Origin of the sequence: Myxococcus sp. CA040A, assembly GCF_013336725.1 — a bacterium.
Classification (GTDB): Bacteria; Myxococcota; Myxococcia; order Myxococcales; family Myxococcaceae; genus Myxococcus; species Myxococcus llanfairpwllgwyngyllgogerychwyrndrobwllllantysiliogogogochensis.
In genome coordinates this window covers 434,000-447,997 of the sequence record NZ_JABUMR010000006.1, presented here as the reverse complement: position 1 = coordinate 447,997, position 13,998 = coordinate 434,000, and the positions used below count along the sequence as shown (strand labels likewise).

Annotated in this window: 12 protein-coding genes and 1 tRNA gene; 6 read left to right on the top strand and 7 right to left on the bottom strand. The window is 69.6% G+C overall.

What is annotated here, in order from left to right:
- Positions 1 to 18: 18 nt before the first annotated feature.
- The 7 genes from HUA75_RS28000 to HUA75_RS27970 form a co-directional block, all read right to left on the bottom strand.
- Complete coding sequence (locus tag HUA75_RS28000; protein ID WP_371746225.1) at positions 19 to 3,216, bottom strand: TonB-dependent receptor domain-containing protein; 3,198 nt, start codon at positions 3,214 to 3,216, stop codon at positions 19 to 21.
- 323 nt (positions 3,217 to 3,539) lie between these two features.
- Positions 3,540 to 3,971 carry a biopolymer transporter ExbD gene (locus HUA75_RS27995; protein WP_141642070.1) on the bottom strand — a complete coding sequence of 144 codons (432 nt, stop codon included), beginning with the start codon at positions 3,969 to 3,971 and terminating at the stop codon, positions 3,540 to 3,542.
- A gap of 9 nt (positions 3,972 to 3,980) precedes the next feature.
- The gene (locus HUA75_RS27990) at positions 3,981 to 4,385 is read right to left on the bottom strand and encodes a biopolymer transporter ExbD (RefSeq protein WP_174459044.1); all 405 of its coding nucleotides are present in this window, start codon (positions 4,383 to 4,385) and stop codon (positions 3,981 to 3,983) included.
- Positions 4,369 to 5,121 (bottom strand): MotA/TolQ/ExbB proton channel family protein, encoded by a 753-nt coding sequence (locus HUA75_RS27985; protein ID WP_141642072.1) that lies wholly within the window; start codon positions 5,119 to 5,121, stop codon positions 4,369 to 4,371. Before HUA75_RS27985 ends, HUA75_RS27990 begins: the two co-directional genes overlap by 17 nt.
- A gap of 43 nt (positions 5,122 to 5,164) precedes the next feature.
- Positions 5,165 to 5,938: an energy transducer TonB gene (locus tag HUA75_RS27980; RefSeq protein WP_174488090.1), complete on the bottom strand. Its 774-nt coding sequence runs from the start codon at positions 5,936 to 5,938 to the stop codon at positions 5,165 to 5,167.
- 82 nt (positions 5,939 to 6,020) lie between these two features.
- Positions 6,021 to 7,283, bottom strand: a complete 1,263-nt coding sequence (locus tag HUA75_RS27975; protein WP_141642073.1) for a glycosyltransferase family 87 protein — start codon at positions 7,281 to 7,283, stop codon at positions 6,021 to 6,023.
- A 491-nt stretch (positions 7,284 to 7,774) separates the two neighbouring features.
- Positions 7,775 to 9,166, bottom strand: coding sequence for an NAD(P)/FAD-dependent oxidoreductase (locus tag HUA75_RS27970; RefSeq protein ID WP_174488089.1), 1,392 nt, complete (start codon positions 9,164 to 9,166; stop codon positions 7,775 to 7,777).
- A 573-nt stretch (positions 9,167 to 9,739) separates the two neighbouring features.
- Here HUA75_RS27970 and HUA75_RS27965 point away from each other — a divergent pair.
- The 6 genes from HUA75_RS27965 (at position 9,740) to HUA75_RS27940 (ending at position 13,909) form a co-directional block, all read left to right on the top strand.
- Entirely contained in the window at positions 9,740 to 10,234 is a 495-nt protein-coding gene (locus HUA75_RS27965) for a ribosome-binding factor A (protein ID WP_174488088.1), read from the top strand.
- The gene (locus tag HUA75_RS27960; RefSeq protein ID WP_174488087.1) at positions 10,231 to 11,388 is read left to right on the top strand and encodes an RtcB family protein; all 1,158 of its coding nucleotides are present in this window, start codon (positions 10,231 to 10,233) and stop codon (positions 11,386 to 11,388) included. Before HUA75_RS27965 ends, HUA75_RS27960 begins: the two co-directional genes overlap by 4 nt.
- Positions 11,389 to 11,610: 222 nt before the next feature.
- A tRNA-Gln gene (locus HUA75_RS27955) sits at positions 11,611 to 11,681 on the top strand.
- A 66-nt stretch (positions 11,682 to 11,747) separates the two neighbouring features.
- On the top strand, positions 11,748 to 12,275 hold the full coding sequence (locus HUA75_RS27950) for a non-proteolytic archaemetzincin-like protein (protein WP_141641118.1): 528 nt from the start codon (positions 11,748 to 11,750) through the stop codon (positions 12,273 to 12,275).
- 110 nt (positions 12,276 to 12,385) lie between these two features.
- On the top strand, positions 12,386 to 13,360 hold the full coding sequence (locus HUA75_RS27945; protein ID WP_141641119.1) for a PD40 domain-containing protein: 975 nt from the start codon (positions 12,386 to 12,388) through the stop codon (positions 13,358 to 13,360).
- 72 nt (positions 13,361 to 13,432) lie between these two features.
- Entirely contained in the window at positions 13,433 to 13,909 is a 477-nt protein-coding gene (locus HUA75_RS27940) for an ankyrin repeat domain-containing protein (RefSeq protein WP_174488086.1), read from the top strand.
- Positions 13,910 to 13,998: the final 89 nt, after the last annotated feature.

The window sequence follows — 13,998 nt, the reverse complement described above, 5'->3', positions numbered from 1 at the left end:
TTCCTTTCGGGAGGGAAACTACAGGGAGAGGCCGAGCGACGCGGAGAACGCGAGGCCCGGGCGGTACTGGACGAGGGCGATGTCGCCCTGCTGGAGGGTGATTCGGGAGTTGAGGAGGTTGGACGCGGTCAGCTTGAGCTGCATGGCCTCGGTGAGCTTCTGGGTGACGGCCAGGTCCATGCGGTGGAACGGCTGCTCGTAGACGTCGGGCAGGTTGTCGGTGCCCACTTCGCTGATGCGGCGGCCGTAGACGTTGTAGAGCAGCGCCACTTCCGTGCCGCTCTGGGGCCGCTCGTAGCCGAGGTTGACGTTGACGACGTAGGGCGACTGGCCCTGCTGCGGCCGTTTGGCATTGGTCTGCAGGCCCTGCAGCGAGCCCAGGTCGATTTGCGACTGGATGAGCGTGAGGTTCGCGCCCAGCTTGAACGGCTGGAGCGCCGGGGTGATGCGGCCCAGCGAGGTGCGCGCCTCCAGCTCCAGGCCGTAGGTGTTCGCGGCCGGCGTGTTCTCGAAGTTCATGTCGCCGGAGCCCACGGAGTTGATGACGCGCTCGATGGGATTCAGGAAGCGCTTGTAGAAGACGCTCGCGGCGAGCACCTCGTTGTCGCCGGTGAACCACTCGACGCGGGCGTCCACGTTGTGGATGCGCGTCTGCACCAGCTCCGGGTTGCCGGAGATGTTGCGGCGGCGCACGAAGTCGTAGAACGAGAAGGGCGCCAGCTCGCGGAAGGTGGGCCGCGCCAGCGTGTAGCTGTAGCCCGCGCGCAGGTTCACCGTGGGGGTGAGCGCGTAGATGGCATTGAGCGTGGGCAGCCAGTCCAGGTAGTCGACGTCGTTCCGGGACGCCTCCAGGCCGGTGAACTGATTGAGCGCCGTCAGCTTCTGCTGGGAACTCTCCAGTCGCACGCCACCGACGAGGCGCAGGGCCTCGGTGGCCTTGACGTCGGCGGTGACGTAGCCGGCGAAGACGCCGAGTGACGCGTCATACGCGTCCGAGTCCGGACGGGTGCTCTCCTGGATGCGCATCCCGTTGCCCAGGTACTCCGCGCTGAAGAGCATCTCGGGCGGGAGGAAGCGGTCCACGTCCGAGTTGGGGGAGATGCCGTAGCGGAAGCGGCGTGCGCGGAAGTCGCGGAAGGACAGCTGCGTGAGGCCGCCCACCTTCAGGCGCACGTCCGCGAGGGGCACGGTGATGTTGACGCTGCCACCGAAGGACGTCTCGCCCAGGTCGGCGAAGAAACGCTCGCCGCTGTTGGCCTGGTTGGGGAACGACATGCCGCCGGACGGGTTGCCCAGGTTGTCGCTGTAGAGCGAGTCGCGCGTGTCCGGCTCGTCGCGGTCCACGCGGGACAGGTTGGCCTGCCAGTCCACCTCCGAGTCGCCGAAGAGGCCGATGCGGTGGAAGCCGCGGAGCTGGTTGAAGGAGAGCTGCCGGACGACGAACTGGAGGCGGCTGCCCTCGTAGCGGTCACCCTTGAGCGTGTCCACGCCGACGCTGGTGGTGGTGCGCGTCTCGGTGCCTCGGGTGAAGAGGCTGAAGAGGGTCAGTTCGTTGTCGCGGTCCAACTGGTAGCCGACGCTGGCGAGGCCGCTCAGGTTGGCGACTTCGGTGCCCAGTTGCGTCTGCGCGTCGTCGTAGCTGACGAAGTTGCCCTCCAGGTCATAGGAGGCCTTGCTGTACTGCGTGAACTGGGTGTTCTCGCGGTGGCCGTAGTTGACGGTGGCCAGGTAGCCCAGGCGCTGGTTGTCGAAGCGCAGTGTGTCGCCGAGCGACGCGCTCAGGCCGATGTTGGGCAGCGCCGTCTTGCTGCGCGCGTTCCACACGTTGTTGAAGCTCTCCCACTGGCGTTCTTGTTCGGCGAGCGACTCGTTGCCGTTGCCGAGCGCGTGGTCCGTGGGGATGGCGGAAGGCAGCCGGCGGCTGCCGCCGGGGAAGCCGAGGAACTCCATGCCGCCACCGCCGGTCTGGGTGTTGCGTGCCTGGCCCGTGGTTTCGGTGTCACCGCCGAAGGTGAGGCGCGGCTTGAACTCGAACTGGCTGGGATAGGTGTTGGTCTCGATGAGGAGCGCGCCGCCGCCGAAGGAGCCGGGCAGGTCGGCGGTGTAGCTCTTCACCACGTTGAGGTTGGCGAGCAGGGAGGTGGGGAAGAGGTCCAGCGGGACGCTGGGCTCATCGGGCTCGGGGCTGGGCAGCAGCGCGCCATTGAGCAGGGTGGTGATGTAGCGACCGCCCAGGCCGCGCAGGTAGACGTAGCGGCCGTCGACGACGGTGGCGCTGACGACGCGCTTGACGGCATCGGAGGCGCTGGAGTCGGGCGTGCGGGCGATTTCCTGGGCGCTGATGGCGTCGGAGACGGCGGCGGCCTTCTTGCGTTCCTGGAGGAGGGCGCCTTCCGCGCGACGGTCGGCGCGGGCCTCGACAACGACCTCCTGCACGGCGCCTACGTCCGCGCCGAGCGCGACGTCGAGCTTGGTGGCCTTGCCCTCCGTGACGATGACGCCGGTGATGCGGCGGCCCTGGTACACGTCGTAGAAGACGCGCAGGTCGTACTTGCCGGGCGGCAGCGCGAGTCGGTAGTTGCCGTCCAGGTCGGTGAGCGTCTGCTTCTGCGCGCCCGTGACGACCTTCACGGTGGCCTCGATGAGGCCCTCCTGGTTGGCCTCGTCGACGACCTTGCCGTGGATGCCCGTGAAGCCCGGGGGCGGCGCGGAGGACTCGGCCAGCATGGCCTCGTCATCGGTGGCCGAGGCGTCGGCGGGCTGCGCGGTGGCGGGCTCACCTTCAACAGGCTGCGCGTCCGGCGACTGCACCGTCGCGGGAGCCCCGTCGACAGGCTGCGCGTCCGGCGACTGCACCGTCGCGGGAGCCTGCACGGCGCCGTGCGGCTGAGCGATGGCGGGAGCCTGCTCGGCGCCCGGACTCTGCGAGCCGTTCGACTGCGTGGTGGCGGGAGCCTGCGTGGCGCCCGGACTCTGCGAGCCGTTCGACTGCGTGGTGGCGGGAGCCTGCGTGGCGCCCGGCGTCTGCACCGTCGCGGGAGCCTGCACGGCGCCCGGCGTCTGCGTGCCGTTCGGCTGCGCGGTGGTGGGAGCCTGCACGGCGCCCGGCGTCTGCGAGCCATTTGGCTGCGTGGTGCCCGGCTGCTGGGGAGAGGTCGGTGTGGGGGAAGGAGGAGGTGGCTGTGATTGCTTCGTTCCGTCGGCGGCCGGGGTCATGCCGGGAGCGGCGGGACGCAGCTCCTCGGACGGCGGCGCCTGGTTGTCCGTCACGGGCGGGACGACCTGCGTCTCCGTGCCCGACGGAGTGCTCTCCGAGCCAGGATGGGAAGGGGTTTGACCGAGGGCGAGCCCGGGCGAGGTGATGAGTATGAGCGCTGCCACGAGGGCGCGCTGAAGGCTTGCGCGAGACAACACGGCTCTCCTTGCCAACGGTCGCGCTGTAAACAACGCGAGTCGCATGGCATTGGAATGGATGGCTTGTGACGATTCAGGCGGCGGATCGAAAACTCGAGGTCACGACCCGCCGCCAGGCGGACACTTCAGTCCGCGAGCTTGTCCGGCAGCACGCCCACGGTGAGATTTCCTCCCCGGGCGAGGTCCAGCACTTCCATGGCGGCGCCGTAAGGCACGTCGTCGCCCGCGTCGAAGAACACGATCTTGTCCGGGCGCGCGTTGAGCATGCGCTGCAGTCGCGCGACGACCTGCTCGCGCGGGACTTCTTCCCGGTTGATGCGCAGCACGCCTGAGCGGTCCACCGTGAGCACCACCGGTGGCAATGCGTCGGGCGGAGGGGGAGGTGGCTCGTCCTGCTTGTCGCTCTTCGCGGGCACCGTCATCCACATCTGCTTGGTCAGCAGCGGGGTGACGACCATGAAGATGATGAGCAGCACGAGCACCACGTCCACCAGTGGCGTCACGTTCATCGTCGGGCGAAGGCCGCCCGCTTTGCCGCCTCCGAGGTCGAATGCCATGGCGCGCTCCTACTTCTTCCTGTCGATGACCTGCAGGTTGATGCCCGGGAAGCCCAGGTCCTGCATGCTCTTGAAGACGCCACGCACCTCGGAGTAGCGCACGCCCCGGTCCGCCTTCAGCACCACCGGCGAGTCCGGCTTCTTCTCGCGCAGCGCCTTCAGCTCCACGAGCAGCGCGTCCTTCTTGAGCTCCTTGCGGTCCATGAAGATGGCGCCGTTGGCGGCCAGGCTCACCGTGGTCGGCTCCAGCTCCTTGTTCTCCTTGTCCGGGTTCGTCGCGGCGGGCAGCTCCACGGACGCACCCGACTCGATTTGGGGCGTGACGACCATGAAGATGATGAGGAGGACGAGCACCACGTCGACCAGCGGCGTGACGTTCATCTCCGGGGTGATGCTGCTACGCCGGGCGGACATCGAGCCCCTCCCGGCGCGCCACGGTCTCCGGACCGGTGGCCACCGCGCCGTTGTTCACGCCGCCGCGCTTGTCGGCCGGCATGTCCTCCAGGTGGTCCATCAGCTCGCTGCGCGCGGCATCCAGCGAGAGCTGGAGCGCGTCCGCGCGAGTGGAGAGGAAGTTGAACATCAGCACCGCGGGGATGGCGACGAGCAGGCCCAGCGCGGTGACGACGAGCGCCTCGGCGATGCCGGCGGACACCGCGCCCAGGCCGCCGGAGCCCTCCTTGGCGATGCCGGCGAAGGCCTCGATGATGCCGACCACGGTGCCGAGCAATCCGACGAACGGCGCCACCGAGCCCACCGTGGCGAGCAGCGACATGCCGCGCCGCACGTCCGCGCTGACGCGGTCATTGATGCGCACCAGCTCGCGGCGGGTGAGCTCCACCGGGCCCAGCTTGCCCGCGGGCTGCTTCGACTTCGCGAGGAACGCCTTCATGCCGCCGCCGAGCAGCACGGCCAGGTGGCTTCCCTTGGTGCCCTCGGCCTCCTTCACCAGTGCTTCGTGCTGGTGCTGCATGAGGAGCTGACCGGCGCGAGCCGCGAAGGCGCGCGAGGTGGCGCGGGAGCGGAAGAAGACGAACAGCCGCTCGAAGAAGACGGCGAGGGACGCGACGGCGAAGAGCATCAGCGTCCAGGCGATGCCCAGGGCGAACACGCCCATGTGGTTGTAGATGTCGCGAAGATTGAAGTTCATGGCGATGTGCTCCTGGGGGGCAGGTGCGGGTGAGTCAGACGGCCTACGACTTGAGACGGAACGGAACCTTGAAGATGCGGAAGACGGCTGCGGGGCGGCCGTCGACGACGGCGGGCTTGAAGCGCCACGTGCGCACGGCGGAGAGCGCCGCGCTGGCGAAGGGCTCATCACCGCGCATGACCTTGAGCTGGGTGACGCGGCCATCCACCTCGACGACGCCCTTGAGGATGACCATGCCCTCCTGACCCTTGGAGCGGGCCTCGGAGGGGTATTCGGGAATGAGGTTGGACTCGAGCGGCTCCGGCGCGGTGGCCGACTCCGGCAGGTTGATGGGCGCCGCGCGACCACCTCCGGCGGAAAGGCCCTCGCCGCTACCGGTGCCACCCACCCGACCGCCCGGCACGAGCGCGCCAGTGCCGCCCACGGCGATGGGCGCGGCGGCCACCGTCTCCGTGGCGGCCTCGGGAGGCTTGTCGAGCGGCACCACCGTCGGCGCGACGATGGGCGCGGGCGCGACGAGGGGAGCCGCGGGCGGCGGCGCCTTGGCGAGCGCGGGAGGAGCGGCCTTGGGAGGCAGCTTGGGCTTGGGCGGCGCGGGCGGCGGCGGAGGCGGGGGCTTCACCTCGACGACGGGAGGCGGGGGCGGACGGAAGACGACGTCCGTGCCCTTCTTCTCCTGGATGACCTCGCGCACCTTGCCGGCGAAGGAGACGACGGCGACTCCGATGAGCACGAAGACCGCGACGGACGCCGTGGTGGAGAGCGCGAACCTTCGCGCCGAGGCGACATCGGAGGCGCTGTCGAACGTTTCGAACATGGCTGACGCGCATATAGCGACGCCATGTTTCAGGGGTGTCCGGACCCCGTGACACTTTCAGGCCAGGAAGATGACGGATGCGTCACGGCGCCCGCATGCCACGCAGGGTGCGAGGCAAACGGGCGAGAGTGTCACCGAGCGTCATCGCGCGAGGCGCACCTTGTTGGCGGATCTGCCACAACATGGCGATCAGCAACGCGGAGTACACGAGCGCGAAAGGGCGCATCAGCAGCACGTCGCGAGACCAGTCGAACCCCAATCCCTTGTCGGAGAACATGGTGCCGATGACGGCAATGACTCCGACGAGGGTGAGGTTGGAGCGGAAGCGGCCCTCGGTGGCGGCGCGCACCAGCGGCCAGGCGAGCACGTAGTTGGCGCGCCAGCCCAACGGTGACAGGAGCGTCACGCCCAGGCAGCACAGGGCCAGCAGGTCCGCGGGGCCCGGCCGCGCCCACAGCACGCCCGCGAGGAACAGGGCGATGGCGACGAACTGGGCCAGGGTGATGGCGAACGAGGGCGGCGTGGCGACGGAGCCCGGGTGGAACAGGGTGATGAGCAGCGTGGGCAGGCCCTGCGCATTGGTGCTGAGCACCCAGGGGGGCGTGGTGCGGGCGAGCGTCTCGCTCCACATCTGGAACTGGGTGAGGGTGCCGTCCCAGCCATAGCGCGCCAGGGTGGGCAGCGAGAGCACGACGCCGAAGACGGCGGTGGCGCCGATGACGCGCCAGTGGCGGCGCCAGAGAAAGAACAGACCGATGAGCGCGGCGGGGGGCTTGAGGAGGAAGGCCACCGCGAAGGCCGCGCCCGGTCGCCACACCTGGCCGCGCTCGGCGCCGAGCGCCGAGACGACGACGAGCAGCAGCATGACGACGTCGACCTGGCCGTAGAACAGCTCGAAGGTGAAGGCGGGCAGCAGGGCGATGGTGGTGAGCGCGGGGGCCCAGGCCCACGGCGCGGCCTCACCAGGGCCGTGCGGCGAGCGGCGGGTGAGGCGGGCCACGGCCACGAGCGCGAGGATGGAGCCGACGTTCCACAGCGCGACGGCCATGCGCGGGGGAAGGAAGCTGAAGGGGATGAAGAGGGGCGTGGTGACGGGCGCGTACTTGAACGGCATGGTGCCGTCGGAGACGCGGTAGAGGTCCGTGCCCTCGATGAAACGCTCGGCGGCGGTGAGATACACGCGGAAGTCCACGCCACGGCGAGGGTGCTGACCCACGGCGACGGCGGCGACGAGCAGCACCGCGAGCACCAACCACCAGAGCCAGCGGGCCCACTTCGTGGAGGTGTACTTCGCGGGGCTGGAGGCGTCGCTCAGCGCGCTCGCGGATTGGGACGAGGTCGTCACGGGGCCAGGCTCCCGGGTTCGAGGACAGGGGAGTGGACGGGCCCATTCACGCGGGGTGTGGGCGAAGGGCGGTGAAGGCCGTGGTGTCGGCACGGCCCCGGGGCGTCGACGGGCATCGAGGAGGCGGGGAGGGCGGGGGAGGTGTTCACCATTTCACGCCGGGGCCCTGCCCGGCAACGGCCTCCGTGTGGAGGCGGCGAGGTGGATCTCCCCCCTCGGGTTGCCTGCCTGCCCGGACATGGCGCGGAGGTCGTCACCTGGAGTGTGCCTGGATGTGTGGTGCCGTCGCGGAGGAAGGTGTTTCACTGACCTGGCGGCACATGCGGGTGCGGCCGTGTCGTGCCGACGTGGAGACGTCGTGAGGGGACGCTCGGGCTCCCGGGTGGGTGTGCTTCCGGGGGTCTGTATGGGATTGGGCAATCCAATACACGGGCTGCCATGCGCGCCGGAGCTGGCGAGCCGCACACTCGCCAGCGGCCTACGTGCCCGCGCTACAAGCCGTACGTCTCCAGCAAGCGCAGCCACACCTCACTCATCGTGGGGAACGACGGCACGGCATGCCAGAGCGTGTCGAGCGACACCTCACCCGCGACGGCGATGGTGGCCGCGTGAAGCATCTCGCCCACCTCGGGTCCGGTGAAGGTGGCGCCCAGGATGACCCGGCGCTTCTCGTCCACCACCAGCTTCGCCGTGCCACCGAGCTTCTCGCCGAACAGCGACGTACCCGACACCTTGCCCAGGTCGTACTGCACCGTGCGCACGGGCAGCCCCGCTTCACGGGCCTTCGCCTCCGTGAGGCCCACGCTCGCCACCTGTGGGTGCGTGAAGATGACCTGCGGCGTCGCCTTCGTGTCCGCCCACGCGCTCGCCTTCTTGCCCGCGATGACGTCACCCACCAGTCGCGCCTGGTACTTGCCCATGTGCGTCAGCAGGTTGCGGCCATTCACATCGCCGCAGGCGTAGAGCCATCCACCCTCCACGCCCTTCGCGCGGAGCTGGTCATCCACCTGCACCGTTTCGCCGGCCTTCAGCCCCACTGTCTCCAGGCCCAGGGAGTCCGTGCGCGGCACGCGGCCCATGCCCACCAACACCGCATCGCCCTTCAGCTCCTCGCCCGTCGAGAGCTTCACCGTCACCTCGCCCTGGCCTCCCGGGCGACTCACGCTGGCGATGGACGTGCTCAGCATCACCTTCACGCCTTCATCGCGCAGGGCCTGGGCCACCTGCTCACCCACGAAGGGCTCGAAGCGGGACAGCAGCGCCTTGCCGCGCTCCACCAGCGTCACCTCCGAGCCCAGCGAGCGCCACGCCTGCGCCAGCTCCACCGCCACCACGCCGCCGCCCAGCACCAGCAGCCGCTTGGGCACCTGCTTCGCGCCCGTGCCCTCGCGGTTGTCCCACGGCCGGGCTTCCTTCAGCCCCGGGATGTCCGGGATGCGCGGCCGGCTGCCCGTCGCGAGCACCACCGCGCGTTTTGCCTCCAGCTCGCGCACGGTGCCGTCCTTGGCCTCGACGCGCACCTTGCGCGGGCCGGTGAGCTTGCCGTGGCCGCGCACCACCGTCAGCTTCGCGCCCTCCGCCCACTTCACCTGGGAGTCGTCGTTGTAGTAGCCGACCATGGCGTCGCGGTGCTCCAACACCGCGCTGGCGACCAGCGGCCCCTTGATGGTCTCTCGCACACCCGGCGAGTGCTTCGCCAACCAGAGCGCCTCCGCTGGACGCAACAGCGCCTTGCTCGGAACGCAGGCCCAGTAGGAGCACTCGCCGCCGAGCAGCTCGTGCTCGACCAGCGCCACGGAAAGCCCGGCCGCGGCGGCTCGCGCTCCCGCATTCTCTCCCGTGGGCCCACCACCAATCACCACCACATCGAAGACATCCGCCATGTGTTCGCCCTCGCGCCCTGCTGCGTAGGCAGGGAGGTGCGAAGGGGCCAATCCCACGCGAGGCTTCTCGTCGGATGGTGGAAAGAAGGGGTGGCGACCACCGGACATCCGCCCCCTCTCCAGGAGGCTCGACGGTGCGCGCTGTCCTCCAGGTGACGCCTTCCTTGTCTCGAGAGGAGGGCCCCCCGTCCCCGCGTGTCAGGAGTCCCCAGGCATTTTCGTCAGCGTCCGCCGGTGTGCGCGGACAGGCGGTGAGCGCCGTCCGTTCTCCCCATCGAAACCCACGAGTGCCCGTGCCGGAGACTCCGAGCGCGGCGGGAGGTGTGCCATGGGGACTGTATTGAACGGTGTCTCGGGTCGCTTCGCGTCGTGCTCGTCTCACGAGAGCTGAGTTCCTCCCTCACCCGCCTTCGAGGCTGAGTGGGTCGGAGAGGGTTGTGTCCTCGTCGAACCAGCACCGCGCGCAAGCCTTTGTCACCGTGCACTCCGGCCGTCGTGCCGCACGCGTCCTCGTGAGCTGAGTCACGAGGTGTGCGCCGCACGCGCGGCCTGCTGGGAAATCTTCGTCCACTCATGGCTTCTTCCAGGAATCGTCGTCCCCGCGCGCCCCGTCGGCGCGAGGGTGCTGCTGCATCGTCGTTCTCGTCGTCCGAACCTCCCTCCGCGCGTCACCTGCGCGTTCAGTCCACCCTGTTCCAGGAGGTCTCCCTCCTCTTCCGGAGCGAGCTGTCCGACCCTCGGCTCGAAGGTGTCTCACCGGCGTCCTTCGAACTCACACCGGATGGTCGGCTCATCCGCATTGGCTACACCCTCACCCCGGCGGCGGTGTCGGGCGCGCGTGAAGTCCAGGAGGCACTGGCCCGAGCCAGTGGCTACCTGCGCTCGCAGCTCGCACAGCACCTGGACCTCAAGCGGGTGCCTCAGCTGCGCTTCATCTACATCGGCGTGGCCGAGCACCCGACGGAGGCGTTGTCCGCCGAGCCCCCAGACACCGCCACTCCCGAAGACGAGGACGAAGTACCCGGGTTCTTCGACGAGGACGGCGATGACGAAGGAGGTGCGCGATGAATCCACGCATCCTCCCGGCCGAGCCCGGCGCAGTGCCCATCCTCGTCTGGGCACGCGCCCTTCCACCCGGCGCGGAGAAACAACTCCGGCACCTCGCCGCCCAGCCCTACGTCGTCGAGCACGTGGCCGCGATGCCGGACGTCCACGTCGCGCACGGCGTCGCGGTGGGCTCCGTCTTCGCCACCGAGCACCACGTCGTCCCCGGTGCCCTCGGTGGAGACCTGGGCTGTGGCGTGAGTGCCTACCGCTTCGCGTTTCCCGCCGCGGCCTTGGGGCGTGACACGCTGGAGCTGCTGCTCACCCGCTTGTCCCAGGTCATCCCGGTGGGAGACGCGACGCATCGAGGTCGCGGCCTTCCTCTTCCGTCCGCGCTGGAGGCTCCGCCGCTCTCGACCCAGAAGCTGCGCCATGCCTGGGAGCGGCTGGCGCCGCGACACCTGGGCACGCTCGGCGGTGGCAACCACTTCCTCGAGCTGGACCGGGACGCGGGAGGGGACCTCTGGCTGCTCCTGCACTCCGGCTCTCGCGGCGTGGGCGCGGCCATCGGCGAGCATCACCAGCGTGTCGCGAAGACGCTCGGGGAAGGCAGTCTGCCCGGCCTGAGCCTGCACACGCCCGAGGGAGCCGCCTGCCTCGCGGACGTGGACCTCGCCTGTCGCTTCGCCCGAGCGAACCGCGACGAACTGGCCGCGCGCGCCCTGGACGTGTTGTCCCGGACACTGGGCATCTCACCGGAGCCGGAGTCCACGGTGGATCTCCACCACAACCACGTCGCCAGGGAGACGCACTTCGGCCGCGCGCTGTGGGTCCACCGCAAGGGCGCGGTGGGCCTGGAGGCGGGGCGGCAAGGGCTCATCCCCGGTTCGATGGGCACCGCCTCCTATGTGGTGGAAGGCCGGGCCGAGCCCCGCGCGTTCCGCTCCTGCTCCCACGGCGCCGGCCGGGTCCTCACCCGGACCGAGGCCCGCGCCCGCATCCGTCCCTCGGCCCTGGAGCACGCCCTGCGCAGGGTGGTGCATGACTCCCGCCGGGCCGCGGCGCTCGTGGAGGAGGCGCCCGCCGCCTACCGCGACATCGTCGAGGTCCTCGAGGACGAGGCGGACCTCGTCACGCCCGTCCGGCGCCTGACACCCATCGCCGTCCTCAAGGGCTGAATCCCGCCTCGCGGGGGCTCGGAGCTCCGTCTCCGGGCCCTCGCGCCGATACACGCGGAGCGGTCAATTCACTCCTGGTGGAATTCAGCGCGTCCGGACCCGTACTTTCCGGGGTTGATCCGCGTGGAAGAGGGGGGACGACACATCCCGACGTCAGAGTGGGTTCCCGAGCCCGTCCAGATGCCGTAGAATCGGCCGCCAGAAGTTCACGTGCGAACCTGCTGGGGCGTCGTCTAATGGCAGGACATCAGACTTTGACTCTGAGTATCAAGGTTCGAATCCTTGCGCCCCAGTCATTCCGCTCCGGGGGGACGCGGTAGCCAGCGCGTCCGTCCGTGTGCATGAAGGACGGTGGCCCGATGCCGCAGAAGACGCTCCTGCTGGTCTCCGTGGGAAGCCCAACGGCAACCCTGTTGAAAGACCTCCAGGACCCACTGACCACACAGATGGGCACCGCTTCGGTGGTGGCGAAGACGGCGCTCCCGACGCCGGCCTATGCCTTCAACAAGGACCGAGCCCAGTACCACTGCAACGCCATCATGCGTCGGCTCACGCCGATGATGGAGCCCGGTCAGCACCTGGTGCTCGGCGTGACGGACGTGGACCTCTTCGTCCCGGACTCGCCCTTTGTCTTCGGCGAGGCGGACCGCGAGTCCCGCACGGCGGTGGTGAGCGTGTTCAGGCTTCGCCAGGGCGCTGACGGCGAGCACCTGCGGCGGCGCATCCAGGTGGAGGTCACCCACCAGGCGGGCCACCTGCTCGGGTTGTCCTACTGCGAGGACCCTCGGTGCGTGATGTTCTTCGCGCAGTCCCCGCAGGACTGCGACCGCAAGCAGCTGTCGCTCTGCAACCAGTGTCGCAACGAGCTGGCCAAGCTCAACCGCTGAGCCCCTTCGCGCGGGCTTGCCCGTGAATGCCTTCGCACGCGTTGACGTCCGACCCGGCGCGCCCTGTAGTGCGGGGCGCTGAACCGGGCCGGCAACGTGGAGCGATTGTGATGACGGGCACGCGGTATTTCGTCGGTGGGCTGTTGGTGGTGGGGCTGCTGGGTGGCTGCGAGCCGTTCGAGGATGATGGCGGCGGCGGTGGCGTGGGAGGCGTCCGGTTCAGCAAGGGCTTTGCCTTCGTGCGCGAGGACGACCGCAACGTCTTCGTGGTGGACGACGCGGGAGACCCCAACAGCCCGCAGCGGCTGACCAGCACGGGCGGGGCCTACTGGCCCTCGGTGTCGAAGGATGGTCGCAGCGTCGTCTTCGTCCAGCGCGGTGGTCTTGGCACCTCGCTGCTGACGGTGCCCACCACGGGTGGCACCGTGGCCACGCTGTTCAGCGAGAATGACGCGGCCTGCGCGCGGGGCTGCACCAATTTCCGCACGCCCACCTTCAGCCCGGACGGCCGCGGCGTCGTCTTCGTCTTCTCCCCCGGCAACAGCTCCCTCACGTCGCTGGGGCGGGTGAACACGGACGGCAGCGGCTTCCAGGAGCTCACCCCGAACTCCGTCGTCGCCTATGGGGCGCCGTCCTTCGTCCCCAATGGGACCGCCGTCGTCGCGCCCACGGGCAGCGGGCTCCAGCAGCTCAACCAGGTGGCGTACGTGCCGCTCTCGGGGGGCGCCATCATCGCCTCGTCGCTGGGCAATGACGTCGGGACCGTGGCCAACCGTGTCGCGGTGTCGCCGGACGGCTCGCAGGTGGTGCTGGACGGGCGCGGCTCCTCGAGCAGCGTGCGCACCTATGTGGGAACCCTGAGTGGAGGTCGCCTGGGCGCCTTGCGACGCGTCACCAGCTATGGCGGCGCGAGCGCCCAGGAGACTTGGCCGGTGTGGACGGGCGCGAGCCAGGTCGGCTTCCTCTTCGCCGACTCGGCGGGTGGGGACCCGGGCATCTACCGCTCCACCGTGAGCGCGGCGCCGTCGAACTCCGTCACGCTCGCGGTGCCCAGCGCGGCCGAGCCCTCGTACGGCCCGCTGTAGGCCTGTCTCCAGGCTCCCAGGTCCCTGGTATCCGCGCCCCCGAGGCGCGATGCTGTCGGGCTGGAGGCTGCCATGTCCCTCTTCGATGCCGTGCTCGCGGGAGACCGCGAGTCCTTGAAGTCCCAGCTCGACGCGGGCGCGGACCCCAATCCGTTCGATGACGAGGGGCTCACGCCGCTGATGGTGGCGGCACGAGAGGGACACTCCGGGCTCGTGGAGCTGCTGCTGAAGGCGGGCGCGGACGCGACGATTACGAACCGCATCGGAGAGTCCGCGGTCATCATCGCCGCCGCCCATGGCCACTCGAACTCCGTGTCGGCGCTCTGGGAGAGCGCGACGGAGGACGAGCGCTCCATGGTGCCCCTGTTGCTGCGCACCGATGCCATCACCGGCCCGGGCACGGCCTCTCCGGCCGCGACACCGCCGAAGGAAGACTTCCGCCGGAAGCTCGCGTCCGCGGGTGCGTACGTCGCGGGCAAGCTCGGGGACGACGGGGCCACGAAGCGGTTGGAGCGAGTGCTGCGTTCGGAAAAGCAACGCAAGCCCTGAGCACGCGTCAGTGTCCGGACACTCGCGGCGTTCACCACCCTCCACGCGCGGGCGGCCCCGCACCGCATGGGAGGCTTCACACGTACGGT

Bases quoted from the DNA above. Each gene is read 5' to 3' on its own strand.
- HUA75_RS28000 (WP_371746225.1), bottom strand. From the start codon at position 3,216: ATGACCCCGGCCGCCGACGGAACGAAGCAATCACAGCCACCTCCTCCT.
- HUA75_RS27995 (WP_141642070.1), bottom strand. From the start codon at position 3,971: ATGGCATTCGACCTCGGAGGCGGCAAAGCGGGCGGCCTTCGCCCGACG.
- HUA75_RS27990 (WP_174459044.1), bottom strand. From the start codon at position 4,385: ATGTCCGCCCGGCGTAGCAGCATCACCCCGGAGATGAACGTCACGCCG.
- HUA75_RS27985 (WP_141642072.1), bottom strand. From the start codon at position 5,121: ATGAACTTCAATCTTCGCGACATCTACAACCACATGGGCGTGTTCGCC.
- HUA75_RS27980 (WP_174488090.1), bottom strand. From the start codon at position 5,938: ATGTTCGAAACGTTCGACAGCGCCTCCGATGTCGCCTCGGCGCGAAGG.
- HUA75_RS27970 (WP_174488089.1), bottom strand. From the start codon at position 9,166: ATGGCGGATGTCTTCGATGTGGTGGTGATTGGTGGTGGGCCCACGGGA.
- HUA75_RS27965 (WP_174488088.1), top strand. From the start codon at position 9,740: ATGGCTTCTTCCAGGAATCGTCGTCCCCGCGCGCCCCGTCGGCGCGAG.
- HUA75_RS27960 (WP_174488087.1), top strand. From the start codon at position 10,231: ATGAATCCACGCATCCTCCCGGCCGAGCCCGGCGCAGTGCCCATCCTC.
- HUA75_RS27950 (WP_141641118.1), top strand. From the start codon at position 11,748: ATGCCGCAGAAGACGCTCCTGCTGGTCTCCGTGGGAAGCCCAACGGCA.
- HUA75_RS27945 (WP_141641119.1), top strand. From the start codon at position 12,386: ATGACGGGCACGCGGTATTTCGTCGGTGGGCTGTTGGTGGTGGGGCTG.
- HUA75_RS27940 (WP_174488086.1), top strand. From the start codon at position 13,433: ATGTCCCTCTTCGATGCCGTGCTCGCGGGAGACCGCGAGTCCTTGAAG.